At 66.1% G+C, this 21,840-nt stretch carries 20 protein-coding genes and 1 riboswitch; of the genes, 6 read left to right on the top strand and 14 right to left on the bottom strand.

The genetic code is table 11. From position 1 onward, the window contains the following. Window positions 1–38 precede the first annotated feature (38 nt). The 4 genes from HV711_RS12780 to HV711_RS12765 all read right to left on the bottom strand — a co-directional run bounded on the left by HV711_RS12780 (window position 39) and on the right by HV711_RS12765 (window position 4,494). Window positions 39–272 carry a Fis family transcriptional regulator gene (locus tag HV711_RS12780; RefSeq protein WP_007180440.1) on the bottom strand — a complete coding sequence of 78 codons (234 nt, stop codon included), beginning with the start codon at window positions 270–272 and terminating at the stop codon, window positions 39–41. After that, window positions 269–1,342, bottom strand: coding sequence for a tRNA dihydrouridine synthase DusB (dusB, locus tag HV711_RS12775; RefSeq protein ID WP_035482806.1), 1,074 nt, complete (start codon window positions 1,340–1,342; stop codon window positions 269–271). Before dusB ends, HV711_RS12780 begins: the two co-directional genes overlap by 4 nt. A 272-nt stretch (window positions 1,343–1,614) precedes the next feature. Then, window positions 1,615–3,081 carry a UbiH/UbiF/VisC/COQ6 family ubiquinone biosynthesis hydroxylase gene (locus tag HV711_RS12770; RefSeq protein ID WP_035482808.1) on the bottom strand — a complete coding sequence of 489 codons (1,467 nt, stop codon included), beginning with the start codon at window positions 3,079–3,081 and terminating at the stop codon, window positions 1,615–1,617. 6 nt (window positions 3,082–3,087) lie between these two features. After that, the gene (locus HV711_RS12765) at window positions 3,088–4,494 is read right to left on the bottom strand and encodes an aminopeptidase P N-terminal domain-containing protein (RefSeq protein ID WP_035482809.1); all 1,407 of its coding nucleotides are present in this window, start codon (window positions 4,492–4,494) and stop codon (window positions 3,088–3,090) included. A 285-nt stretch (window positions 4,495–4,779) separates the two neighbouring features. On the opposite strand from HV711_RS12765, the gene HV711_RS12760 reads away from it, so the two are divergent. Further along, window positions 4,780–5,394: a glutathione S-transferase C-terminal domain-containing protein gene (locus tag HV711_RS12760; protein ID WP_013589572.1), complete on the top strand. Its 615-nt coding sequence runs from the start codon at window positions 4,780–4,782 to the stop codon at window positions 5,392–5,394. A gap of 257 nt (window positions 5,395–5,651) precedes the next feature. Beyond that, window positions 5,652–6,410 carry a metalloprotease LoiP gene (loiP, locus tag HV711_RS12755; RefSeq protein WP_013589571.1) on the top strand — a complete coding sequence of 253 codons (759 nt, stop codon included), beginning with the start codon at window positions 5,652–5,654 and terminating at the stop codon, window positions 6,408–6,410. Between the two features lie 74 nt (window positions 6,411–6,484). Here loiP and lnt read toward each other — a convergent pair whose 3' ends face one another. From lnt to HV711_RS12720, 7 genes are all read right to left on the bottom strand, one after another. Next, on the bottom strand, window positions 6,485–8,224 hold the full coding sequence (lnt, locus tag HV711_RS12750; protein ID WP_035482810.1) for an apolipoprotein N-acyltransferase: 1,740 nt from the start codon (window positions 8,222–8,224) through the stop codon (window positions 6,485–6,487). A 132-nt stretch (window positions 8,225–8,356) separates the two neighbouring features. After that, the gene (locus HV711_RS12745) at window positions 8,357–9,250 is read right to left on the bottom strand and encodes a CorC family transporter (protein WP_015003709.1); all 894 of its coding nucleotides are present in this window, start codon (window positions 9,248–9,250) and stop codon (window positions 8,357–8,359) included. 329 nt (window positions 9,251–9,579) lie between these two features. Continuing rightward, the gene (locus HV711_RS12740; RefSeq protein WP_035482812.1) at window positions 9,580–10,296 is read right to left on the bottom strand and encodes a gamma-glutamylcyclotransferase; all 717 of its coding nucleotides are present in this window, start codon (window positions 10,294–10,296) and stop codon (window positions 9,580–9,582) included. Between the two features lie 18 nt (window positions 10,297–10,314). Next, entirely contained in the window at window positions 10,315–10,776 is a 462-nt protein-coding gene (ybeY, locus tag HV711_RS12735) for an rRNA maturation RNase YbeY (protein WP_035482814.1), read from the bottom strand. Window positions 10,777–10,846: 70 nt separating this feature from the next. After that, window positions 10,847–11,920, bottom strand: coding sequence for a PhoH family protein (locus tag HV711_RS12730; RefSeq protein ID WP_013589566.1), 1,074 nt, complete (start codon window positions 11,918–11,920; stop codon window positions 10,847–10,849). 90 nt (window positions 11,921–12,010) lie between these two features. Continuing rightward, complete coding sequence (gene miaB, locus HV711_RS12725; RefSeq protein ID WP_035482816.1) at window positions 12,011–13,396, bottom strand: tRNA (N6-isopentenyl adenosine(37)-C2)-methylthiotransferase MiaB; 1,386 nt, start codon at window positions 13,394–13,396, stop codon at window positions 12,011–12,013. A gap of 378 nt (window positions 13,397–13,774) precedes the next feature. Continuing rightward, a complete protein-coding gene (locus tag HV711_RS12720; RefSeq protein WP_028361504.1) occupies window positions 13,775–14,749 on the bottom strand; it encodes a LysR family transcriptional regulator in 975 nt (324 codons plus the stop codon). A gap of 119 nt (window positions 14,750–14,868) precedes the next feature. Here HV711_RS12720 and HV711_RS12715 point away from each other — a divergent pair, with 119 nt between their 5' ends. The 4 genes from HV711_RS12715 (at window position 14,869) to ribB (ending at window position 18,452) form a co-directional block, all read left to right on the top strand. Then, the gene (locus HV711_RS12715; RefSeq protein ID WP_035482842.1) at window positions 14,869–15,267 is read left to right on the top strand and encodes a VOC family protein; all 399 of its coding nucleotides are present in this window, start codon (window positions 14,869–14,871) and stop codon (window positions 15,265–15,267) included. A 16-nt stretch (window positions 15,268–15,283) separates the two neighbouring features. After that, complete coding sequence (locus HV711_RS12710; protein ID WP_035482818.1) at window positions 15,284–16,474, top strand: MFS transporter; 1,191 nt, start codon at window positions 15,284–15,286, stop codon at window positions 16,472–16,474. A gap of 124 nt (window positions 16,475–16,598) precedes the next feature. Next, window positions 16,599–17,285, top strand: a complete 687-nt coding sequence (locus HV711_RS12705; protein WP_035482820.1) for a helix-turn-helix domain-containing protein — start codon at window positions 16,599–16,601, stop codon at window positions 17,283–17,285. Window positions 17,286–17,397: 112 nt separating this feature from the next. Next, window positions 17,398–17,582: riboswitch (FMN riboswitch) on the top strand. A 153-nt stretch (window positions 17,583–17,735) separates the two neighbouring features. Further along, entirely contained in the window at window positions 17,736–18,452 is a 717-nt protein-coding gene (gene ribB, locus HV711_RS12700; RefSeq protein ID WP_013589560.1) for a 3,4-dihydroxy-2-butanone-4-phosphate synthase, read from the top strand. Between the two features lie 90 nt (window positions 18,453–18,542). On the opposite strand, the gene HV711_RS12695 is transcribed toward ribB, so the two are convergent. The 3 genes from HV711_RS12695 to glpK all read right to left on the bottom strand — a co-directional run bounded on the left by HV711_RS12695 (window position 18,543) and on the right by glpK (window position 21,729). Next, on the bottom strand, window positions 18,543–19,229 hold the full coding sequence (locus HV711_RS12695; RefSeq protein ID WP_013589559.1) for an HAD family hydrolase: 687 nt from the start codon (window positions 19,227–19,229) through the stop codon (window positions 18,543–18,545). Between the two features lie 165 nt (window positions 19,230–19,394). After that, on the bottom strand, window positions 19,395–20,108 hold the full coding sequence (locus tag HV711_RS12690; protein WP_015003699.1) for an MIP/aquaporin family protein: 714 nt from the start codon (window positions 20,106–20,108) through the stop codon (window positions 19,395–19,397). A 121-nt stretch (window positions 20,109–20,229) separates the two neighbouring features. After that, entirely contained in the window at window positions 20,230–21,729 is a 1,500-nt protein-coding gene (glpK, locus tag HV711_RS12685; RefSeq protein WP_028361509.1) for a glycerol kinase GlpK, read from the bottom strand. Window positions 21,730–21,840 lie beyond the last annotated feature (111 nt).

Below are 21,840 nucleotides of genomic sequence, written 5' to 3'. Positions count from 1 at the left end.
CGAAAAGCCGAAGGGAAACGTGGCAGGGCGCGTGAAGGCTACAACAAGCCGTGCTGTTGCAGTTTCTTGCGCAGCGTATTGCGGTTGATGCCGAGATACTCGGCGGCCAGCGACTGATTGCCGCCGGCCTGCTCGAGCACCACTTCGAGCAGGGGTTTTTCCACGCACGAAATCACCATGTCATAGACGTCGTGCGGATTGGAGCCGTCGAGGTCCTGGAAATACATGCCCAGGCTGTCGCGGACAGATTGTTCGATATTGTTCTTGCTCATGCTGCTAGTTTGTCGGTGTGGTCCTCGCCCTTGTGCCCGGGCGTCTCGTCGACGTTTTCGTCGACGTAGACGAGGCGGTCGGAGAGCGCCTTCTGTGCGTCGAAAAATTCGTTGACGGCGAGGAGTTGTTCGCGCGTGGTGTCGAGCGTATTCATGCGATGCCGGAACACGTTGGCGCCAGAAAGGCCGCGAGTGTACCAGCCGATGTGCTTGCGCGCAGTGCGAACGCCCGTAAATTCCCCGTAGAACGCGTAGTGATCTTCCAGGTGCTCGTTCATGACCTGCTGGATTTCGTCGATGCGCGGCGGCGGCAGTAATTCGCCCGTCTGCAGGAAATGCTCGATCTCGCGAAAGAGCCACGGGCGACCCTGCGCCGCGCGGCCGATCATGACGGCGTCCGCGCCGGTCACGGCGAGCACGTGGCGCGCTTTTTCCGGCGACGTAATGTCGCCGTTGGCGACGACCGGAATGCGCACGACGGCCTTCACGGCGGCGATGGTGTCGTATTCGGCCTCGCCGTGATACAGGTCGGCGCGGGTGCGGCCATGCACCGTCAGCATGGCAATGCCGGCGGCTTCGGCAAGCCGCGCGACGTTCAACGCGTTCTTGTTCTCGCGATTCCAGCCGGTGCGGATTTTCAACGTGACCGGCACGGCGTCCGGACCGACGCCGACCGCGCCCACCACCGCCTCGACGATGCGCTGCACGAGCGGCTCGTTCTGCAGCAACGCCGAGCCCGCGGCCACGTTGCACACCTTCTTGGCCGGGCAACCCATGTTGATGTCGATGATCTGCGCGCCGTTCGCCACGTTGTAGCGGGCGGCTTCGGCCATCATGGCGGGATCGGCGCCGGCGATCTGCACGGCGATCGGCTCGACTTCGCCCGTGTGGTTCGCGCGGCGCATGGTCTTCTCGCTCTTCCACAACTGGGCATTCGACGCGACCATTTCCGACACGGCATAGCCTGCACCCAGCCGTTTGCACAATTGCCGGAACGGACGGTCGGTGACGCCGGCCATGGGCGCGACGAACAGGTTATTGCGCAGATTGTGCGAGCCGATGGTGGGCATGACGTGGACGCGCGCGCGGCCCCGATTGTCGATTGGTCGATTAGTCGATTGCTCGATGCACTCAATCGGAGCGTTCGCGAAATGCGAGGGAAAACCGCTATTTTAGCGTTAACAGATAGCCCGCACTTCAGTTGCGGGCGTCGTAACTCATTAAATCTTCTATGAAAGTGGCCCGCGCCATAGAGTTCGGTCCGCCCGCGCGACGGCTGCCGGTCCGGCTTGGAATGCTGCGCCGACCACGCCGTGCAGCATCGCAGCGGCGCGGGGCACGCTCAGCGGCGCTGCCCGAACATCATCTGCCGCGCGAGCGCGGTCTTCACCGGCGGCGCGAATTCGAGCGCGGTGAGCGCGAGGCCGCGCAGCACCGCGAGCGGCGCGAAGTCGACGGTGAAAAGGCGCGCGAGCGTGTCCGTGGCGCCGATCGTCATGCGCCGGTCGAGGGCGCGGCGTTGCGCGAAGGCGGCCAGCGCGAGCGGCGTAGGGCCTTGCGCGCACAACGCGTCGACGAGCGCGTGCGCGTCGCGCAGGCCGAGGTTCAGGCCCTGTCCTGCGACCGGATGCAGCGTCTGCGCCGCATTGCCGATAGCGACGATGCGGCCCCGCACGAGCGTGTCCACCGCGTTGAGCCCGAGCGGGAAAGACGCGCGCCCCTTGATCTGCGTAAAGCGCCCCATGCGGCCGCCGAATGCCTCGCCGAGTTCGCGCAGGAATGCGTCGTCGGAGAGTTGAGCGCGGCGCGCGGCTTCTTCCGGCGCGCAGCACCAGACGAGCGCGTAGTCGGCGCCGCGCACACCGCCCATCGGCAGCAGGGCGATGGGGCCTTCCGGCGTGAAGCGTTCCCACGCGACGTGCGGCTGCGGCGCCGACACACTGACGGTACCGACCAGCGCGGTCTGGCCGTAGTCGCGCGAGCTGGCCTTGTCGCGGCGCGCGGTGCTCTGCTGGTGCGCGTGGTTGGCGTGGTTGGCATGGTGGGCGGCCCCGCTGGGTGCCTCGCTGCGTCCATCGTTCGCATCGTGCCCGTCGTGCCCATCGCGTGCGGCGAGGTGCGCGTGCGCTGTCTCGTCGTCCGCCGGTTCGACGCGGGCGACGGGTTCCGCAGCGTGCAGCGCGCTTTCGCCGCCAGGCACACGCTCGCCGCCGTGCCTTTCTGCATGCCGCTCGCGGTGCTTTGCCGCCTTCTGATCGCCGAACAGGCCGCCTTCGGCGCTCACCAGAATGCGCGTGCGCAGCCGGCGCGTCACGCCCGCGGTTTCGATCGGCAGCGTGACGCCGTCTTCTTCCTCTACGGGCGCCGCGGCGGACGTCGAGCGGAACCAGTGGACCGGCGTGGCGTGCACGGCTTCGGCGAGGCCATGCACGATGGAGCCGTAGCGCAGCACGTAGCCGAGCGCCGGTAATCCGTGCTCGCCATGGTCGATCAGCGTGCGGCCGAAATGTCCGCGCTGCGAGACGTGGATGCGCTGGATCGCGGTGGCATCGGCGGGCCAGCGCAGCGGTTCGAGGATCATGCGGCTGCCGTGCGAGACCGCAATCGCGCGCGGATCGGCAATCGAATCTTCCGGCTCGCGCGCGTCGATCAACGCGATCTTCAGCTCGCGCGTGACGCTGCGGCGCGCGAGCCAGCCGGCCAGCGCGAGCCCGACCGGCCCGGCGCCGACGATCGTCACGTCGAAGTCGAATGCCTGCTGCGGCGCGCCGGGCTTCAGAATGACCGTCGACGGGGAAACATCGTTCATTGCGGGCTACTTCCTTGTTTCGTGGGCCGCGCGGGCTTCCTGCATCAGCGCCTCGATTTCCTCGGCGGCGACCGGCACGTCGCGCGTGATCAGCTCGCAGCCGTCCGGCGTGACGATTGCGTCGTCCTCGATGCGGATGCCGATGTTCCAGTAGCGTTCGGGCACGCCTTCAGCCGGCCGCACGTAGAGACCCGGCTCGATGGTCAGTGTCATGGAAGCCTGCAGCGTGCGCCACGGCAGCACGCCCGCTTCGTCACGCGGCGCGCCGCGTTCGCGGTAGTCGCCGACGTCGTGCACGTCCATGCCGAGCCAGTGGCCGGTGCGATGCATATAGAAGGGCGCGTAGGCGCGCTCGGCGATCACGTCGTCAACGGACGCGAACTTCGCGCGGTCGACGATGCCCGTGTCGAGCAGGCCTTGCGACAGCACGCGCACGGCGGCCTGATGCGGCTCGTCGAAAGTGACGCCGGCGCGCGTCGCGGCAATCGCGGCTTGCTGCGCGGCCAGCACGATCTCGTAGAGTTCGCGCTGCGGCGCCGTGAAGCGGCCGCTCGCGGGAAACGTGCGCGTGATGTCCGACGCGTAGCCGTCCAGCTCGCACGCCGCGTCGATCAGGATCAGGTCGCCTTCCTGCGCGATCGCATTGCCGGCCGGGTAGTGCAGCACGCACGCGTTTGCGCCCGCCGCGACGATCGACGTGTAAGCGGGCGCCTGCGCGCCAAACTTGCGGAACGTGTAAAGCAATTCCGCTTCGAGCTCGTACTCGCGCACGCCCGGGCGGCAGGCCGCCATTGCCCGGCGGTGCGCCTGCGCGGAAATCTGGCCGGCGCGGCGCATGATGGCGAGTTCGTGGTCGTCCTTGACGAGCCGCATTTCGTCGAGCAAGGGCAGCAGATCGCGCGCGGCCGTGGGCGCAGCCACGCCGCTGCGGCCCTGCATGCGCACGGCCTCGAGCCAGCCGCGTACCTGGCCGTCGAGCTTTTCCGACGTGCCCAGCGCGTAGTGCAGCGACGGCTTGTCGGCGAGAATGTGAGGCAGTTTCGCGTCGACTTCGCCGAATGCGAACGCGGCGTCGAAGCCGAACGCGACGCGCGCGCCGTCGGGCCCGAAACGAAAGCCTTCCCAGATCTCGCGTTCGACGTTTTTCTCGCGGCAGAACAGGATCGACGCGGGCTCGCCAGCCGCGGCGCTGGCGTCGAGCACGAGCAGCGCCTCGGGCTCCGTGAAGCCCGTCAGGTAATAGAAGTAGCTGTCGTGCCGGTACGGATAATCGGCGTCGCGGTTGCGCAGCGCTTCGGGCGCGGTCGGGACGATAGCGACGCCGCCGCCCGCTGCGCGCAGCGCGGCGAGTACGCGCTCGCGGCGCGCGCGGTAGACGTCGATGGCGATGATGGGTTCGGTCGGCTGGTTCATCGTGCGATTGTAGCGCCCAATGCGCAGACGGATTTTGCGCGGTCGCGCGCGCTTAAGGCCGCCGCTGACCGCACGTGCCGGTCGGAGCGCGACGCTCGCACCGGTTTATTTAACCGCCGCCGCGTCCCTTGGCCATTCGGCTGGCTAGACGCGGCGCGCGCGGCAGGGCAATGTTGCAATCCATCCACAGCGATCGCGCGGGCGGCTCGCCAGGCGCGCGCGGGGCGCTCGCGCACGCCGCCAAGCACTTATACTTGCGCCGGATTCAGAAAAAGGCAGATGGCAATGATGAAACTCATCGGTTCGCTCGCCAGCCCGTTCGTGCGCAAGGCGCGCATCGTGCTGGCCGACAAGAAGATCGACTACGAGCTGGTGCCCGAGAACGTCTGGGCGCCCGATACGCGCATTCACACGTTCAATCCGCTCGGCAAGGTGCCGTGTCTCGTGATGGAAGACGGCGAAGCGGTGTTCGACTCACGCGTGATCTGCGAGTACGTGGATACGCTGTCGCCGGTCGGCAAGCTGATCCCGCAATCGGGGCGCGAGCGCATCGAGGTGCGGTGCTGGGAAGCGCTCGCCGACGGTCTGCTCGACGCCGCCGTGCTGATTCGTCTGGAGAGCACGCAGCGCACGCCGGAGCAGCGCGTCGACGCGTGGGTGGCGCGCCAGCAGCGCAAGATCGACGAGGCGCTCGTCGCCATGTCGCAGGGGCTCGGCGGCAAGGCGTGGTGCGCGGGCAATCACTACTCGCTCGCCGATATCGCCGTGGGCTGCGCGCTCGGTTACCTCGACTTCCGCATGCCCGACCTGAACTGGCGCGATTCGTATCCGAACCTCGACAAGCATTTTCAGAAGCTTTCGCTGCGCCAGTCATTTATCGATACGGTGCCGGCAGGCTGAACGGCTAAAAGCGAATCTGCTGACATTTACAGCGAGTTTGCAAAATTGCGTTAATCGTACTTTCAAAGTCATGAATTAACGCTTTCAGATGTGGTAAAAAAGCGCCTCCCGCCAGGCGCTTTTTTTCGTCTGCCATGTGGGGCAATGGTGATGCAGTTCACTTATCCGGCGAGATTTTGTGCTGAATGCGGCCATTGCAAACGGACGGCGAGTTGATCGCGCCGTCAAACGAATAACACCACAAAGAGACTTTCACGATGAAACCGTATCGCCTCGTTATTGCCGCTTCCGTGTGCGCGCTGTTTGCCGCGTGCTCCAATGTCAACAGCCTCGATCCGTCCGCGCTGATCCAGTCCGGCCAGCTCGCCACGCAGGCGGCCACGCTGTCGGACGCCGACGTGCGCGCGCTCACCGACAAGTCCTGCGCGCAGCTCGACAGCGAAAACACCATCGCGCCCGCCAACAGCAAGTATCAGAAGCGCCTCGCCAAGATCGCCGCGCAACTGGGCGACAACATCAACGGCACGCCGGTGAATTACAAAGTGTATGTGACGAAGGACGTCAATGCGTGGGCCATGGCGAACGGCTGCGTGCGCGTCTACAGCGGCCTGATGGACATGATGAACGACAACGAAGTGCGCGGCGTGGTCGGCCATGAAATGGGCCACGTGGCGCTCGGCCATACCAGGAAGGCGATGCAGGTGGCGTATGCGACGTCGGCGGTGCGCTCGGTGGCGTCGTCGGCGGGTGGCATTGCGGGCGCGCTGTCCGGTTCGCAATTGGGCGAATTCTCGGAGAAGCTGATTAACGCGCAGTTCTCCCAAACTCAGGAAACCGCCGCGGACGATTATTCGTTCGATTTGCAGAAAAAGAAGAATCTCGACCCGTCGGGTCTCGTCACGGCTTTCAATAAACTCGCGCAAATGGATGGCGGCAAATCGAGTATGTTGAGTTCGCATCCGGCGTCGCCGGCACGGGCGCAGCATATTCAGCAGCGCATCGCGTCGAATCAATAACTTTGTCGGGCGAATAAAAAACGCGCGCTGCCGGTCATGCCGCAGCGCGCGTTTTCTATTGCCGTCTCAATTGTTTATTGCGCGCCGTTTCCGGCCTGACCGTTTTTGCGTCGCGCCATGCCCGGACCGAATGCAAAGCCGAATGCGAGCAGCAGGAGCGACACGGCGAGCACCGTATTATTGCCGCTCGTCACATACGGCGTGCGGCCGGTCGTGCCTTGCACCGTGACGTCGAGTGAGCCGATGGTGTAGGGCGTGAGCTTGCCGAGCACCTTGCCGTTTGCGTCGATTGCCGCCGTCATGCCGGTGTTGGTCGCGCGCAGCATCGGGCGGCCGGTTTCGAGCGAGCGCATGCGCGCAATCTGCAGATGCTGGTCGAGCGCGATCGTGTCGCCGAACCACGCGAGGTTGGTCGAGTTGACCAGCACGCCGGCCGGCGTCTCGCTCTCGCGGATGGTTCGCGCAATCTCCTCGCCGAAAATGTCTTCGTAGCAGATATCGACCGCGACCGGCTGGTTGTGCACGACGAACGGCTTTTGCACGGGGCCGCCGCGCGCGAAATCGCCGAGCGGAATATTCATCAGATTGACGAACCAGCGGAAGCCCCACGGCACGAACTCGCCAAACGGCACGAGGTGGTGCTTGTCGTACCGGTAGATGTCGCGTGTGCCCGGGGTGACGCCGAAGAGGCTGTTCGTGTAGTCGACCACGCGCCCTTCGGGCGTGACCGAGCCGCCGATCGCGCCGAACAGCACGGCGCTGCCCGTGGAGTCCGCGAAGCTGCGCACCGCCGACGCAAACGGCACCGGCAACTGTTGGGCGAGAACCGGAATGGCGGTTTCGGGCGTGACGATCAGGTCGGCGGGCTTCGACGTGATCATCTGCTGATACTGGTCGATGGCGGCGCGCACGCCTGCTTCCTCGAACTTCATGTCCTGCTTGACGTCGCCTTGCAAGAGACGCACGCTCAGCGGCGCGTTCGCCGGCACGGTCCAGCTCGCGAGGGGCAGCAGCAGACCCGCCGCGATCAATACGAGCGCGATGCCGCCCGGCAGCGCAAAGCTCGCTGCGCGGCCGCGCACGCTTGGGCGATCCGCAGCGGCGTCCGAGGAGGCGTCGCCCGGACCGCGCGAGCGGCGCAGCGCCGGCAGCGCGGCCATGAGCGCCTGCGCGATCAGCGCGGCCGCCAACGCGAGCACCCAGCCGGCGCCATACGCGCCGACGAGCGGCGCGAATCCGCCGAACGGCCCGTCCACTTGCGCATAGCCGCTTGCGAGCCACGGAAAGCCCGTGAACACCGTGCCGCGCAACCATTCGCCGATGGCCCACGCGCTCGCAAAAGCCAATGCGCCGTGCCATGTGGGGGCGAACGGTGCGTCCATGCTCGATGCGCCGTTGCGCGCGTGTCCGGCGCAAAACGACCAGACGCCCGCAGCCAGAGCGGGATACAGCGCGAGATACAGCGAAAACAGCACGAGCGCCGTGCCGGCGAGCGGCGCGGGCATGCCGCCGTAAAAATGCATGCTGACGTAGAGCCACCAGACGCCGGTCACGAAGTTGCCGAAGCCGAAGGCGCCGCCCGTCAGTGCGGCGCTTTTCCAGCCGGTGCTGCGCGTGAGCCACGCGAACAGGAACACGAAGAGCGCGACTTCGAGCCAGCCGCCGTGCGGCGTGGGCGCGAACGACAACGTATTGACGGCGCCTGCCGCCAGCGCGACGAGATAATGCCAGCGGGGAAGCGTGCGCGCGCGCGCGGAGTGCGCGGCGGACGCGCTCCCGCCGCGGCGCGAGGAGGAAGTGATCGGGTCGGCCATTGTTGCGCGGTCGGCGTGGGAAGTGGCGGGTTGAAAGACTCCGGCGAGGGCGGAGGCGAAAAGCGTGCCAGAAGCGTGCCAGAAGCGTGCGAGGAGCGGACGAGAGCGGGGGCGACAGCGAAAGCCGCACGCTCAGGTCTGCACGTGCTGCGCTTCGCGCTCGCGCTGACCGGCCAGCGGATCGCGCCGCACGAGCAGCATGTGAATCTGGCGCGCGTCGCCGCGCAGAATCTCGAAGATCAGATCGTCGAGCCGAACCTTCTCGCCCCGGTGCGGCACGCGCCCGAAATGATGCGTGACGAGTCCGCCGATGGTATCCACTTCTTCGTCTGAATAATGCGTGCCGAAGGTTTCGTTGAACTGCTCGATCTCGGTCAGCGCGCGCACGCGGAAGCGCCCGTCCGGCGAGGCGATGATGTTGCCGCTCTCCTCGTCGAAATCGTACTCGTCTTCGATATCGCCGACGATCTGCTCCAGCACGTCCTCGATCGTGATCAGACCGGCCACGCCGCCGTATTCGTCGACGACCACCGCGAGGTGGTTGCGGTTCACGCGAAAGTCGTGCAGCAGCACATTCAGCCGCTTCGACTCAGGGATGAACACCGCGGGCCGCAGCATGCCGCGCACGTCGAACTCTTCCTCGGCGTAGTAGCGCAGCAGGTCTTTCGCGAGCAGCACGCCGATCACGTTGTCGCGGTTGCCTTCGTAGACCGGATAGCGCGAATGCGCTTTTTCCAGCACATAAGGGATGAATTCGGCGGGATTGTCCGCGATGTTGATCGCGTCCATCTGCGCGCGCGGCACCATGATGTCGCGTGCGCTGAGTTCCGAGACCTGGAACACGCCTTCGATCATCGACAGCGAGTCCGCGTCGATCAGGTTGCGCTCGTGCGCGTCCTGCAGAATTTCCAGAAGTTCGGCGCGCGAGTCGGGCTCGGGCGAGATGAAATCGGTCAGACGCTCGAGCAGCGAGCGCTTTTCGTGAGGTTTGTCGGTGTGGCGTCGACTGGGATACGTGTCGTTCATGTTAGTGCGCCCGGCAAGACTGGGCGCGCTGTTGCAGAGCATTAAGGATACACCAGGCACATGGCAGGACCGTGTCCCGCCGGGCCGGGCGATGAATGAAACCGGCTGACACCGGAGCGCCGCAAGGCGCGGGCCATGGGTCAATCCTAACTGATTCCACCGTGACACGCGCTTTGGAGAAAAAAGCGGCGGCGCTCGGGCGGCGGCACGTTGTTACCTGGCGCAGCGCATACGCCAGGCTCGTTGTCGCGCGGGTTCGCGCGCCGCACCGTTTCCGGCACGCTTTTGCCCATGCACCCGGCGACCGGGTTCGCCGCGCGCGAAACCTTCTATGGCTCGGATCTGGGCGCGGCGCGCAAGTCTTCCCGAGCGGGGCCCGGTTGGCCGTGCCCCTCGCGGCAGCGTTCCAGCAGCGCTTCCAGCGCGCGGTCGGGCATGCCGCTTTCGCGCAGCGCGTGAACCGTGCGGCTAACGTAATCGAGCGTGGTGCCGTAGCGACCGCGCGCGCAGCCGAACACCGTTCTTACGACGTCGTCGTCGAGCTTGCCGGTGTAGCTCGGCACGTCGCGGCGCATCACGAATGCCAGCGCGTCGACGCGCCGGCCGTCGGCGAGCACGCACGGCAGCCACGCGGGCCGGTACGACCCCATCGCCATTTCGCGGCGCCAAAGCGCTTCCAGATGCAGCATGGCGCCTTCTGCCGCGAGACGAAACGCGATGCCCGTGCACGAGCCGCCGCGGTCGAGCGCGAGCACGAGGCCCGGCTGCTCGGGCGTGCCGCGGTTCACGCGCGACCACAAATACAGACCGCGGTGATAGCCGTGCACCTTCGAGCGCGTGGCTTCGACGGTAGGCAGCCCCGGATTCCAGATCAGCGAGCCATAGCCGAAGAGCCACAAGTCGCGCCGGCGGTCCCAGTCGCGCAGCGTGCATTCGAGCGATGCGCGCAGTTCCTCGTCCGTCAGAAGCCGCGACTCGCCGAGCGCGGGCGGATAGTCCGGGCAGGGCGGCCGGGCGGCGGCGTCATCGGAAGGAAAGGAGCTCACGGTCGGTGCGGACGGCGGTTAGCGGTACGGGTCGGGAAAGCCCAGCTTGCTGAGAATTTCGGTTTCGAGCGCTTCCATTTCCTCGGCTTCTTCCTCGACCTCGTGGTCGTAGCCCTGCGCGTGCAGCGTGCCGTGCACGAGCAGATGCGCGTAATGCGCGACGAGCGGCTTGCCCTGCTCGGCGGCTTCTTTCTCCACCACTGGGCAGCACAGAATCAGGTCGCCCGTCACCGGATCGTCTTCCGATTCCGCGTACGCGAAGGTCAGCACGTTGGTCGAATAATCCTTGCCGCGATAGGTGCGGTTCAGCGTCCGCCCTTCTTCGGCGTCGACAAAACGCACGGTCAGTTCGCCGTCGGCGAAAAGCGCGGCCTTGATCCAGCCGGCTACCGTGGCGCGCGGCAGCAGCGCCTTGTGTTCGGGCCACGCCTTGGCGGCCGGGAATTGCAGATTCAGCGTCAGTTTCGGGGCGCGGCTCATGCTGGTTCGAGGTGGGTGACGAGATTGCGCGCCGTGGCGTGTACTCCTGCGCGAAGGGTGGCCGGCCGCATCAACGCGAGTCCGCCGGACTGGCGGTTTTCTGCGAATGCGCGTCGTAGGCCTCGACGATGCGCGCGACGAGCGGATGCCGCACCACGTCGGCGCTGGTAAAGCGCGTGAGCGCAATGCCGCGCACGTCCGAGAGCACCTGCTGCGCTTCGATCAGACCGCTCTTGTGGCCGCGCGGCAGGTCGACCTGAGTCGTGTCGCCGGTCACCACGGCTTTCGAGCCGAAGCCGATGCGCGTGAGGAACATTTTCATCTGCTCGGGCGTGGTGTTCTGCGCCTCGTCCAGAATGATGAACGCGTGATTCAGCGTGCGGCCGCGCATGTACGCGAGCGGCGCGATTTCGATCATCTGCCGCTCGAACATCTTCGCCGTCTTGTCGAAGCCGAGCAGGTCGTACAGCGCGTCGTACAGCGGACGCAGGTACGGGTCGACCTTCTGCGCGAGATCGCCCGGCAGGAAGCCTAAGCGCTCGCCGGCTTCGACGGCCGGCCGCGTCAGCACGATGCGCTTCACCTGGTCGCGCTCCAGCGCGTCCACCGCGCAGGCGACCGCGAGATAGGTCTTGCCCGTGCCGGCCGGGCCGACGCCGAAAGTGACGTCGTGCGAGACGATCTGCTTCAGATACTCGCGCTGCGCCGGCGTCCGGCCGCGCAGATCGGCGCGCCGCGTGTACAGCTTCGGGCCGAGTTCTTCGAGGTCGTCGTCGCCGCTGTCGGCCGGCTGGTCGAACGGATGGTCGGGATTGCCCGGAAAGCGCGGGTCGCCCGCTTCGTCGCCATTGCCGTTGCCGTTCGCGCGATGCCGCGCCGGGTGGCGCACTTCGACGAGCGCGAGCTGGATGTCGTCGACCGACAGCGGATCGCGCGCGTTGTTGTAGAAGTTTTCGAGCGCGGTGAGCGCGAGCTTCGCGCCGCGCCCGCGGATCGTGATGCGGTGGCCGCGGCGTTGCAGCGTCACGTCGAGCGCCTGCTCGATTTGCCGCAGATTTTCGTCAAGCGGTCCGCAGAGGTTGGCAAGCCGCGCGTTGTCGTCGCGCGGAGCGGTGAATTCCAGATGCGGCTGAGTGGTTTTCAAGGCGATGGGTCGATCCTGTCGGTTTCAGTACGCAGGCGGCGCGGGCGCAGTGACGGTGGCGGCGCGCCGCGCGTCGGCGTCAATGGTCGGTCAGTGAGTGGCGGCGCTCGCCTCGTCCGCTGCAGGGTCGTGCAGCAGCACGAGCTCGCCACGCAACGAATGTGGGTACGCCTTGACGATTTTCACGTCGACCATCTGACCGATCAGCCGGGCATGCGACGCCACCGGCGCCGGGAAATTCACCACGCGGTTGTTCTCCGTGCGGCCCGCGAGCTCGTTCGGGTCCTTGCGCGCGGGGCGCTCGACCAGAATGCGCTCGACCTTGCCGACCATGGAATCGCTGATGCGCTGCACGTTTTCTTCGATGGTGGCCTGCAGGTGCTGCAGGCGCTTCAGCTTCACTTCGCGCGGGGTGTCGTCGTGCAGATTCGCAGCCGGCGTGCCCGGGCGCGGGCTGTAGATAAACGAGAAGCTCGTGTCGTATTTCATCTCGTGCACGAGCGCCATCATCTTGTCGAAATCTTCTTCCGTCTCGCCGGGAAATCCGACAATCATGTCAGTGGAAAGCGACAGTTCGGGGCGGATCGCCCGCAGCTTGCGGATGACCGACTTGTATTCGAGCACGGTGTAGCCGCGCTTCATCGCCATCAGAATGCGGTCGGAACCGTGCTGCACCGGCAGATGCAGGTGGCTGACGAGCTTCGGCACCTTGGCATAGGTGTCGATCAGACGCTGCGTGAATTCCTTCGGATGCGACGTGGTGTAGCGAATGCGTTCGATACCGGGAATGTCGGCAACGTATTCGATCAGCGTCGCGAAGTCGGCAATTTCCGACGAGCCGAGCGTCAGCGCGCCGCGATAGGCATTGACGTTCTGGCCCAGCAGCGTCACTTCGCGCACACCCTGATCGGCGAGACCGGCGATTTCCGTCAGCACGTCGTCAAGAGGACGTGAGACTTCTTCGCCGCGCGTGTAGGGCACGACGCAATAGCTGCAGTACTTGCTGCAACCTTCCATGATCGATACGAACGCGCTCGGGCCTTCCACGCGCGCGGGCGGCAGATGGTCGAACTTTTCGATTTCCGGAAACGTGATGTCGACCTGGGCGCGGCCGCTTTCGCGGCGCTTGTCGATCATTTGCGGCAGACGGTGCAGCGTTTGCGGGCCGAACACGAGGTCGACGTACGGCGCGCGTGCGACGATCGACGCGCCTTCCTGGCTTGCCACGCAGCCGCCCACGCCGATGATCAGATCGGGGTTCGCTTCCTTCAGCTCGCGCACGCGGCCGAGGTCGGAGAACACTTTTTCCTGCGCTTTCTCGCGCACCGAGCAGGTGTTGAAGAGAATCACGTCCGCATCTTCGGGCGTGTCGGTCTTGACGAGGCCTTCAGCCGCGCCGAGTACGTCGACCATCTTGTCGGAGTCGTACTCGTTCATCTGGCAGCCAAAGGTCTTTACATAAACTTTCTTGGTCATCGAATTTCGCCGGTCGCAGTGGTTAACCTGGGGGCGCTGTATAAAAGGTCAAGGAGAGCCGAAAACGTGCGGACCGTCCGTGGGAGGGCGCTTGGGGTCGCTTTCGGTTGCGGTTTTCGGCTGCGCTTTCAGCCGCGCTGTCAGCCGCGTTTTCAGGTGCGCTTTCATGGCGCACTGCCGGCCGGTCTGCGCGGTCGGAGGGGGCCATGCATGGCTGCTTGGCGCAACTGCCGCCGCTGTCTGCCACTTAGGCCGCCGAGGCCGCCGAGGCCGCCGCCGTTTGCCGCTTAGCGCACTATTATAGCCCTTCGGCGAATAGGGGCTCGTGGCCCGGTCCCGCGTGGGGGCGCAGCGGTGCAGCGCGCGCAGCCCGCCGCCTTACATGCCGTCCGGTGCAGCGCGCGGCGCCCCGTCCTGTCCCGCCGGCGGCAAGCCCAGCAGGCTTTCCAGTTCGTCCGACACCTGCGCGAAGCGCTCGCTCAGAAAATCCAGCAGCACCCGCACGCGCGGCGCCATGAAGCGGTTGCGGTGGTAAAGCGCGTGCAGCGGCGCATCCGGATAGCGCCATTCGGGCAGCAGGATTTTCAGGCCGTCCGCGCGCAGATCCGCTTCGACGTCCCACATCGACTTGATCGCGATGCCGTAGCCGCGCAGCGCCCATTCGCGGGCGACGGCGCCGTCGTTGGTTTCGCGCGCGCTGTCGAGCGGCACCGTGTAATGCTGCACTTCGTCGCCGCGCGTGAAGCGCCATTCGTTGACCGGTCCGGAGCCGGTGCTGAGCACGATGCAGTCGAAGTTCGCAAGGTCGTGCGGATCTTTCGGCTCGCCTTTACGCGCAATATATTCCGGCGACGCGCACAGCACGCGGCGGTTGCGCGCCAGCTTGCGCGCGACGAGCGAGCTGTCCTGCGGCACGCCGAAGCGAATCGCGAGGTCGATGTCCTCCTGCACGAGGTTCGACAGCGAGTCCGACAGCGTCAGCGCGAACGTCACGTCGGGGTAGAGCGCGTTGAATTCGTCAAGCCAGTGCATCAGCAGATTGCGCCCGAAGTCCGAGGTCGCGGACACGCGCACCTTGCCGCGCACCACGCCTTGCCCGGCCTGCAGCGCGGCTTTCGCGTCGTCGAGCGATTGCAGCGCCTGCCGGCAGCAGTTCAGATAGAGGCGGCCTTCGTCGGTGAGCCGCAGCTGGCGCGTGGTGCGCTCGAAAAGCCGCGCCTTCAGGCCGGCCTCGAGCTTTGCGAGGCGCGCGCTCGCGGCGGCAGGCGTGAGCCCCATCTTGCGGCCGGCCGCGGACAGGCTGCCGTGCTGCGCGGCCTCCACGAAGAGGCGAATGTCGCCGAGGTTATCCATGACTGGTTTCAAATGGCATTTGAAAATGCTTCAAATGCTACGCCAATTATCAAATCGGCGCCGCGCGCCCACAATTCACCTTTCCGACAACCCCTGCGCGCTTGCCGCCGCCGGACATCATGCAGCTCGATCACGCGACCATTGTGACAGCCGATCTCGCCGCCGCACGCCGTTTCTTCGTCGAGGTCGCCGGTCTGACGGAGGGCGCGCGTCCGCCGTTTTCCGTCGACGGCTACTGGCTTTACGCCGACGGCAGCCAGGTCGTGCATCTCGTTCAGGCGAGCGCGCCGGACCCGTCGGTTCGCGCCGCGCCGCGCATCGACCATATCGCCTTTCGTCTGGAAAGCGCTCGCGAATGGCAGGCGCTGCTCGCGCGTCTGCACGCATCGGGCGTCGGTTATCAGATCGCTCAAGTCCCGCCGATGGGTCCGCAGCAAGCCGCCATGCAGATCTTCGTGGCGCTGGCGCCTTGCGTCGTCGTCGAATTCGTGACGGCGCTCGAGCACGCTCAACCGTAAAACCTGGAGAAAAACAATGCCGATTCCCTTACTCGCGCTCGCTATCAGCGCGTTCGCGATCGGAACGACCGAGTTCGTCATCATGGGATTGCTGCCCGAGGTCGCGCGCGATCTCGCGGTGTCGATTCCGTCGGCGGGATTGCTGGTGAGCGGCTACGCGCTCGGCGTCGCCGTGGGCGCGCCGCTGCTCGCAGTCGTGACGAGCAGGATGCCGCGCAAGCTCGCGCTGCAGCTGCTGATGGGCGTGTTTATCGTCGGCAATACGCTGTGTGCAATGGCGTCGAGCTATGCGGTGCTGATGGTCGCGCGCGTGGTGACGTCGTTCGCGCACGGCTCCTTTTTCGGCATCGGTGCGGTGGTGGCGGCGTCGCTCGTGCCCGCCGAAAAGCGCGCGAGCGCGATTGCGCTCATGTTCACCGGCCTCACGCTCGCCAATGTGCTCGGCGTGCCGTTCGGCACGTTTGTCGGCCAGGAGTTCGGCTGGCGCGTCGCGTTCTGGATTGTGAGCGCGTTCGGCGTGCTCTCGCTGGCCGGGGTGACGGCGCTCGTGCCGAACCGCCACGACAGTGGTCCCGCCGGTCTTGGCCATGAAGTGCGGGTGCTGAAGGACCCGCAGGTCTGGACCGCGCTCGCGATGACCGTGCTCGGCTTCGGCGGCGTGTTCGTCGTGTTCACCTATATCGCGCCGATTCTCGAGCAGGTAAGCGGCTTCTCGCCGCGCGCGGTCACGCTGATTCTCGTCTTGTTCGGCGTCGGGCTGACCATCGGCAACACGGTCGGCGGCAAGCTCGCGGACCGCGCGCTGATGCCTTCGCTGATGGGCATTCTCGCGGCGCTCGCCGTCGTCATGGCGCTGTTCGCACGCACCAGCCATTCGCAGGTGGCCGCGGCAATCACCGTGTTCGTGTGGGGCATTGCCGCGTTCGCCACGGTGCCGCCTTTGCAGATGCGCGTCGTCGAGAAGGCCGCCAAGGCCCCGAACCTCGCGTCGACGCTCAACATCGGCGCGTTCAATGTCGGCAATGCGGGCGGCGCGTGGCTCGGCGGTCTCGTGATCGATCACGGCCATTCGCTCGATACCTTGCCGTGGGTCGCCGCGGCGGTGAGCGTGGCCGCTTTGCTGCTGACCTGGTTCGCGTCGCGTCGGGACGCGCCGGCAGCGGCGCATGCCGGGCAGCGCGGCGTGGAGGTCCGCGAGCGGGCCTAGACGCGCGTCCTCCGCAATGCTGATAACAGTGTGAAGATAACTTCGTTGGGCGCGGCGGGGCGCGATGCTATCTTGCTTCCACTCACTGCTTGCCCGCCGCCCGGCGGCGCTCCTGGAGGCAATCATGCATTCCCCGCTAGCTCTGGTCCGCGATCCCGCTGCCGATGCCGCCGCGCCGCGTGCCGCCGAACCCTTCGACGCGCTCGAACACCTCGTCGGCGTGAATCTCGCGCGGTTGCGCGCCGAGCGCCAGTTGTCGCTCGACGCGCTCGCCCGCGCGTCCGGCGTCTCGCGCGCGATGCTCGCGCAGATCGAATCGGCGCGCAGCGTGCCGTCCATCAAGGTGCTGTGCAAGGTGGCGGCGGCGCTCAAGGTGTCCGTCGCCGCGTTCTTGCGACGCCACGCGACCAATGGTTTCGAGCACTTGCCGGCGGAGCGCTCGTCGCGCATCGTCAGTTCGAACGGACGCTACTCGGCTCGCCCGCTGTATCCGGAGAATGAGCCGACGGCCGCCGAATTCCACGAGCTGCGCATCGCGCCCTTGCATACGGAAGCCGGCGTGCGCCGCGCGCCCGGCACGACGGTCAATCTGGTGGTCAGCGAGGGCGCGCTCGAAGTCAGCGTGCACGACCAGCGCCAGTTGCTCGCCACGGGCGACGCGATCGTGTTCGACGCGGACCAGCCGCATAGTCTGCGCAATCCCGGCGACAGGGAGGCCCGCGCGTTCCGTGTGACGCTGAACGCGGAGACGCCGCCGCGCTGGGACGTGCCCGCGCACCACGACACGGCGCACGAAGCCGCGCCGGTGTGATCGAATGTGCCGGACACGTCTGCTCGCGCGAATCCCGTCCGGCCAGTAGGGGTTGCGCTGCGCTTGGCGCGCGGCTGTTGTATGCTTGGCCCGCCGGCTCGTCCGGCAATCAGTGCGTCTTCAGGGCGGGGCGAAATTCCCCACCGGCGGTATGCCGGCAGCGCGAAAGCGCAAGCCGGCGAGCCCGCGAGCGCCCGCAGCAGCGCGGTTTTCTGCGAATCGAAAGCCGCCGCGGGGTCAGCAGATCTGGTGCGAAGCCAGAGCCGACGGTCACAGTCCGGATGGAAGAAGATGTGTAGATAGTCATGTTCGTTTCCGTGGCGCCGCTTGCAGGTCCGAGCGGTGCGCGAACGCCGCCTGAGTCGTCAGCGGCGCCGCACGGCGCGTCTTTGCCTGTTTGCAATGCCCTGAAACGTTTCTCGCCCAACTTTTGCGATGAGCGTTTCAACCATGTCCTTTGCTACTTTTCCTGCTCCCTCGACGCTTGCGGACGACGCATTCGCCGATCTCCCCTTGCTCGCTACCGAACCTGTTCCGCCACGTATCGCCGCCGCCTTGCAAGCCATGCGCGAGGGCCGCGCCGTGGTCCTGCAAGACGATGATGACCGCGAGAACGAGGCCGATCTGGTCGTGTCCGCCGAGCGTCTTTCCGTCGAAACCATGGCGCTCCTGATTCGCGAATGCAGCGGCATTGTGTGTCTGTGTCTGCCCGACGCGAAAATCCGCGCGCTCGAACTCCCGCCGATGGCCGTCAACAACGAAAGCCGCCACGGCACGGCGTTCACCGTGTCGATCGAGGCGCGCGAGGGCGTGACGACCGGCGTCTCCGCGCTCGACCGCGTCACCACGATCCGCGCCGCAATTGCCGATACGGCCAAACCGGCCGACATCGTCCGGCCCGGCCATGTGTTCCCGTTGCGCGCCATGCCAGGCGGCGTGCTCGCGCGCCGCGGACACACGGAAGGCACGGTGGATCTCGCGATTCTGGCGGGGCTCAAGCCCGCCGGCGTGCTGTGCGAATTGATGAACGCCGACGGCACCATGACGCGCGGCGCCGACGTCGCGCGCTTTGCCGGGCAACACGGTCTGCCGATGCTGACCATTGCCGAGCTGGTCGAGTTTCGTCAGGCGTTGGCTCAGGTGCGGGAGTGCGTCGAGGAAGCTTGAGTCTGTGATGTAAGCGGCGCACGCCCCACAAGGCAAAAGGCCGACTGCAGGCAGTCGGCCTTTTTCTCGAACGCCGTTGTGCGGCGGCGGCTAGGACTGCACGTCGCCGAACTCGCCGCGCACGCCCGCGTCGATCAACGCAGGCAGCTCGTCCATATGCTTCATGATGCGCGTGATGCCCATCTTGCGCAGCGCGTCCGCGTAGCCGTCGGGAATATGGCTCGCGCCGACGAACGCGATCGTCTTCATGCCCGCCGCGCGCGCGGCGTTCAATCCGGCGACGCTGTCTTCCACGACGATGCAGCGCGACGGTTCGACGCCGAGCGTCTGTGCGGCGAACAGGTACACATCTGGAAATGGCTTGGGCCGCGCGACCTGTTCGGCGCTGAAAACGCGCTCGCCGAAAACGTGCTGCAAGCCGGCGCGCCGCACCGACGCGCTCACCCGCGACATACGGCTGTTCGACACCACGGCGGCCGGCAGCGTCACGCGCTGCAGCGCGTCGCGCACGCCGTTGATCGGACTGAGCGAAGCGGCAAGCGCCAGCTCGACCTGATGCTCGATCGTGTTCAGAAAATCGGCCGGCAATGCGATGTCGAACGCCTTTTCGATGCCTTCGAGAAAGCGCGACGTTTGCTGGCCGAACGCTGTTTTGACGACGGGCTCGAAGTCGAGGCCGGGAAAGGTGGCCGAGAGCGTCTCGAACATGACGCGGTCGGCGATGACTTCACTGTCGACGAGCACGCCGTCGCAGTCGCAGATAAGGTGGTCGATCATGCCTGAAGGAACGGAAAGCGGGGCGCGTGGTGGAGCTCAGTCGCCGGGAAGAACCGGCTCACGCGCCCGTGTGAAAGCGCCATGATACGTGCTTTGGCGCGGCCCGCGCCGCGCCGCCGCTTTCCTTCGATTCCATCGCATGCAGTTCGGGACCGCACCGCGCGATCAACGTGCGTGCAGATAAAGATAAAGACCCGCCGCCACCGCGCCGCCCAGAAGCGGGCCGCACACTGGAATCCACGCGTAGCGCCAGTCGCTGTCGCGCTTGCCGGGAATCGGCAGTAGCGCGTGCATCAGACGCGGCGACAGGTCGCGTGCGGGGCTCATGGCGTAGCCGGTCGGTCCGCCGAGCGAAATGCCGATGCCGAGCACGAGCAGGCCCACCGGCAGCGCGTCCAGCGCGCCGAGGCCGACTTGCGGCGACGCCAGATACAGCACGCCGAGAATCAGCACGAAGGTGGCGATCATTTCGGTCAACAGATTGTGCGGCACGCTGCGGATGGCGGGCGCGGTGCAGAACACGCCGAGTTTCACGTCGGCGTCGCCTTCCTTCGCGAAGTGCTGCCGGTACGCGACCCACACGAGCAGCGCGCCCGCCATTCCGCCGAGCATCTGCGCCGCGATATAGCCGGGGACTTTCGCCCACGCGAATTTGCCCGCGAGCGCGAGGCTGACCGTCACGACGGGATTGAGGTGCGCGCCGCTGAACGACGCGGTCACGTAGACGGCGATGAACACGGCCATCGCCCAGCCCATCACAATGACGATCAGATCCGCGCCTTTGCCCTTGGTGCGCGCGAGCAGCACGTTGGCGACAGCGCCGTCGCCGAGCAGCACGACGAGCGCCGTGCCGATGAATTCCGCAATGTATGGAGACATGGTTGGTATCCAAAGTATTGTTGTTAGGGAAGCCGCGCCACGCGGCGGCTTCCTGCGGTTTTGTCTCAGGTCTTCGCAAGCCCTCCGCGATGTTCGTGCGTGAACATCGCAGCGCGCGAGCTCAGGGCGTGTCGGCCCATGCCTTGGCGGCGCGAATCGCGCGCTTCCAGCCGTCCAGACATTCCTGCACGTCCACCTGCTCGCGCGCGGGCGTGAAGCGCCGGTCGAGCTTCCACTGGCTTTGCAGTTCGTCGACGTCTTTCCAGTAGCCGACCGCGAGGCCCGCCAGATACGCCGCGCCGAGGGCGGTGGTTTCCGACACCTTCGGGCGGACCGCGTCCACGCCGAGAATGTCCGCCTGGAACTGCATCAGCAGATTGTTCGCGCACGCGCCGCCGTCCACCCGCAATTCGCCGATGCGAATGCCCGAGTCGGCCTCCATGGCCTTCAGCACGTCGAGCGACTGATAGGCGATCGAGTCGAGCGCGGCGCGCGCGATATGCGCGGACGTCGTGCCGCGCGTCACGCCGAACAGCGTGCCGCGAGCGCGTGCATTCCAATGCGGGGCGCCGAGGCCGGCGAATGCGGGCACGAGGTAGACGCCGTCGCAATGCGGCACGCTCGCCGCGAGCGCCTCGACTTCAGCGGCGTTCTTGATGATGCCGAGACCGTCGCGCAGCCATTGCACGACCGCGCCGCCGATGAAGATGCTGCCTTCGAGCGCGTAGTTGATCTGGTCGCCGATTTGCCAGGCAATCGTCGTGACGAGATTGTTCTTCGATTCGATCGGCTTGTCGCCGGTGTTCATCACGAGGAAGCAGCCGGTGCCGTAGGTGTTCTTCACCATGCCGGATTGCGTGCACATCTGGCCGAAAAGCGCGGCATGCTGGTCGCCGGCGATGCCCGCGAGCGGAATCTTCGACGCGAACACCGTCGTTTTGGTCGGCCCATACACGTCCGACGACGCCCGCACTTCCGGCAACACGCTGCGCGGAATGTCGAGCGCCTCGAGCAGTTCGTCGTCCCACTTCAGCGTGTGGATGTTGAAGAGCATCGTGCGCGAGGCATTGGTGACGTCGGTGACGTGCAGGCCGCCCTTGGTGAAATTCCACACGAGCCAGCTGTCCACCGTGCCGAACGCGAGTCGGCCTTGCTTTGCCTTCTCGCGCGCGCCTTCGACGTTATCGAGAATCCAGCGGATCTTGGTCGCCGAGAAATACGAGTCGATCGGCAAGCCGGTTTTTGCGCGCACCTTCGCCTCCAGGCCCTGTTCCTTGAGCTGGTCGCAGAAGTCGGCGGTGCGGCGGTCTTGCCACACGATGGCGTTGTAGATGGGGTGCCCGGTTTCGCGGTCCCACACGATGGTGGTTTCGCGCTGATTCGTAATGCCGATCGCGGCGATCGACGTGCCGTTCATGCCGGCGCGCGTCACGGCCTCGGCGGCGACGCCGGCCTGCGTCGACCAGATTTCCTGCGGATCGTGCTCGACCCAGCCCGGACGCGGATAGATCTGCTCGAATTCCTTTTGCGCCGTCGACACGACATTGCCGAGGCGGTCGAACAGCATCGCACGTGAGCTGGTGGTGCCCTGGTCAAGCGCGAGGATGTACTGATCCTGCATTGTCTCTTCTCCATGCATTTTATGAATCGCCGCGACAGCCTGAAACAGCCTACCGGCGACGGGAACGGCTCGTCATGTCGGGCGGCCGCGCGCTTGTCCGTGCAGGCGGCC

Origin of the sequence: Paraburkholderia phenoliruptrix (genome assembly GCF_902859825.1) — a bacterium.
Lineage (GTDB): Bacteria > Pseudomonadota > Gammaproteobacteria > Burkholderiales > Burkholderiaceae > Paraburkholderia > Paraburkholderia phenoliruptrix.
Note: the sequence above shows the minus strand (reverse complement) of the source record. Positions and strands in the feature narration are given on the sequence as shown.

Excerpts from the sequence above, each read along its gene's own strand:
- lnt (WP_035482810.1), bottom strand. The coding sequence starts at position 8,224 with ATGGCCGACCCGATCACTTCCTCCTCGCGCCGCGGCGGGAGCGCGTCC.
- HV711_RS12745 (WP_015003709.1), bottom strand. The coding sequence starts at position 9,250 with ATGAACGACACGTATCCCAGTCGACGCCACACCGACAAACCTCACGAA.
- HV711_RS12770 (WP_035482808.1), bottom strand. The coding sequence starts at position 3,081 with ATGAACGATGTTTCCCCGTCGACGGTCATTCTGAAGCCCGGCGCGCCG.
- HV711_RS12780 (WP_007180440.1), bottom strand. The coding sequence starts at position 272 with ATGAGCAAGAACAATATCGAACAATCTGTCCGCGACAGCCTGGGCATG.
- ybeY (WP_035482814.1), bottom strand. The coding sequence starts at position 10,776 with ATGAGCCGCGCCCCGAAACTGACGCTGAATCTGCAATTCCCGGCCGCC.
- HV711_RS12705 (WP_035482820.1), top strand. The coding sequence starts at position 16,599 with ATGCATTCCCCGCTAGCTCTGGTCCGCGATCCCGCTGCCGATGCCGCC.
- ribB (WP_013589560.1), top strand. The coding sequence starts at position 17,736 with ATGTCCTTTGCTACTTTTCCTGCTCCCTCGACGCTTGCGGACGACGCA.
- dusB (WP_035482806.1), bottom strand. The coding sequence starts at position 1,342 with ATGCCCACCATCGGCTCGCACAATCTGCGCAATAACCTGTTCGTCGCG.
- miaB (WP_035482816.1), bottom strand. The coding sequence starts at position 13,396 with ATGACCAAGAAAGTTTATGTAAAGACCTTTGGCTGCCAGATGAACGAG.
- loiP (WP_013589571.1), top strand. The coding sequence starts at position 5,652 with ATGAAACCGTATCGCCTCGTTATTGCCGCTTCCGTGTGCGCGCTGTTT.
- HV711_RS12760 (WP_013589572.1), top strand. The coding sequence starts at position 4,780 with ATGATGAAACTCATCGGTTCGCTCGCCAGCCCGTTCGTGCGCAAGGCG.
- HV711_RS12695 (WP_013589559.1), bottom strand. The coding sequence starts at position 19,229 with ATGATCGACCACCTTATCTGCGACTGCGACGGCGTGCTCGTCGACAGT.
- glpK (WP_028361509.1), bottom strand. The coding sequence starts at position 21,729 with ATGCAGGATCAGTACATCCTCGCGCTTGACCAGGGCACCACCAGCTCA.
- HV711_RS12720 (WP_028361504.1), bottom strand. The coding sequence starts at position 14,749 with ATGGATAACCTCGGCGACATTCGCCTCTTCGTGGAGGCCGCGCAGCAC.
- HV711_RS12690 (WP_015003699.1), bottom strand. The coding sequence starts at position 20,108 with ATGTCTCCATACATTGCGGAATTCATCGGCACGGCGCTCGTCGTGCTG.
- HV711_RS12715 (WP_035482842.1), top strand. The coding sequence starts at position 14,869 with ATGCAGCTCGATCACGCGACCATTGTGACAGCCGATCTCGCCGCCGCA.
- HV711_RS12710 (WP_035482818.1), top strand. The coding sequence starts at position 15,284 with ATGCCGATTCCCTTACTCGCGCTCGCTATCAGCGCGTTCGCGATCGGA.
- HV711_RS12765 (WP_035482809.1), bottom strand. The coding sequence starts at position 4,494 with ATGAACCAGCCGACCGAACCCATCATCGCCATCGACGTCTACCGCGCG.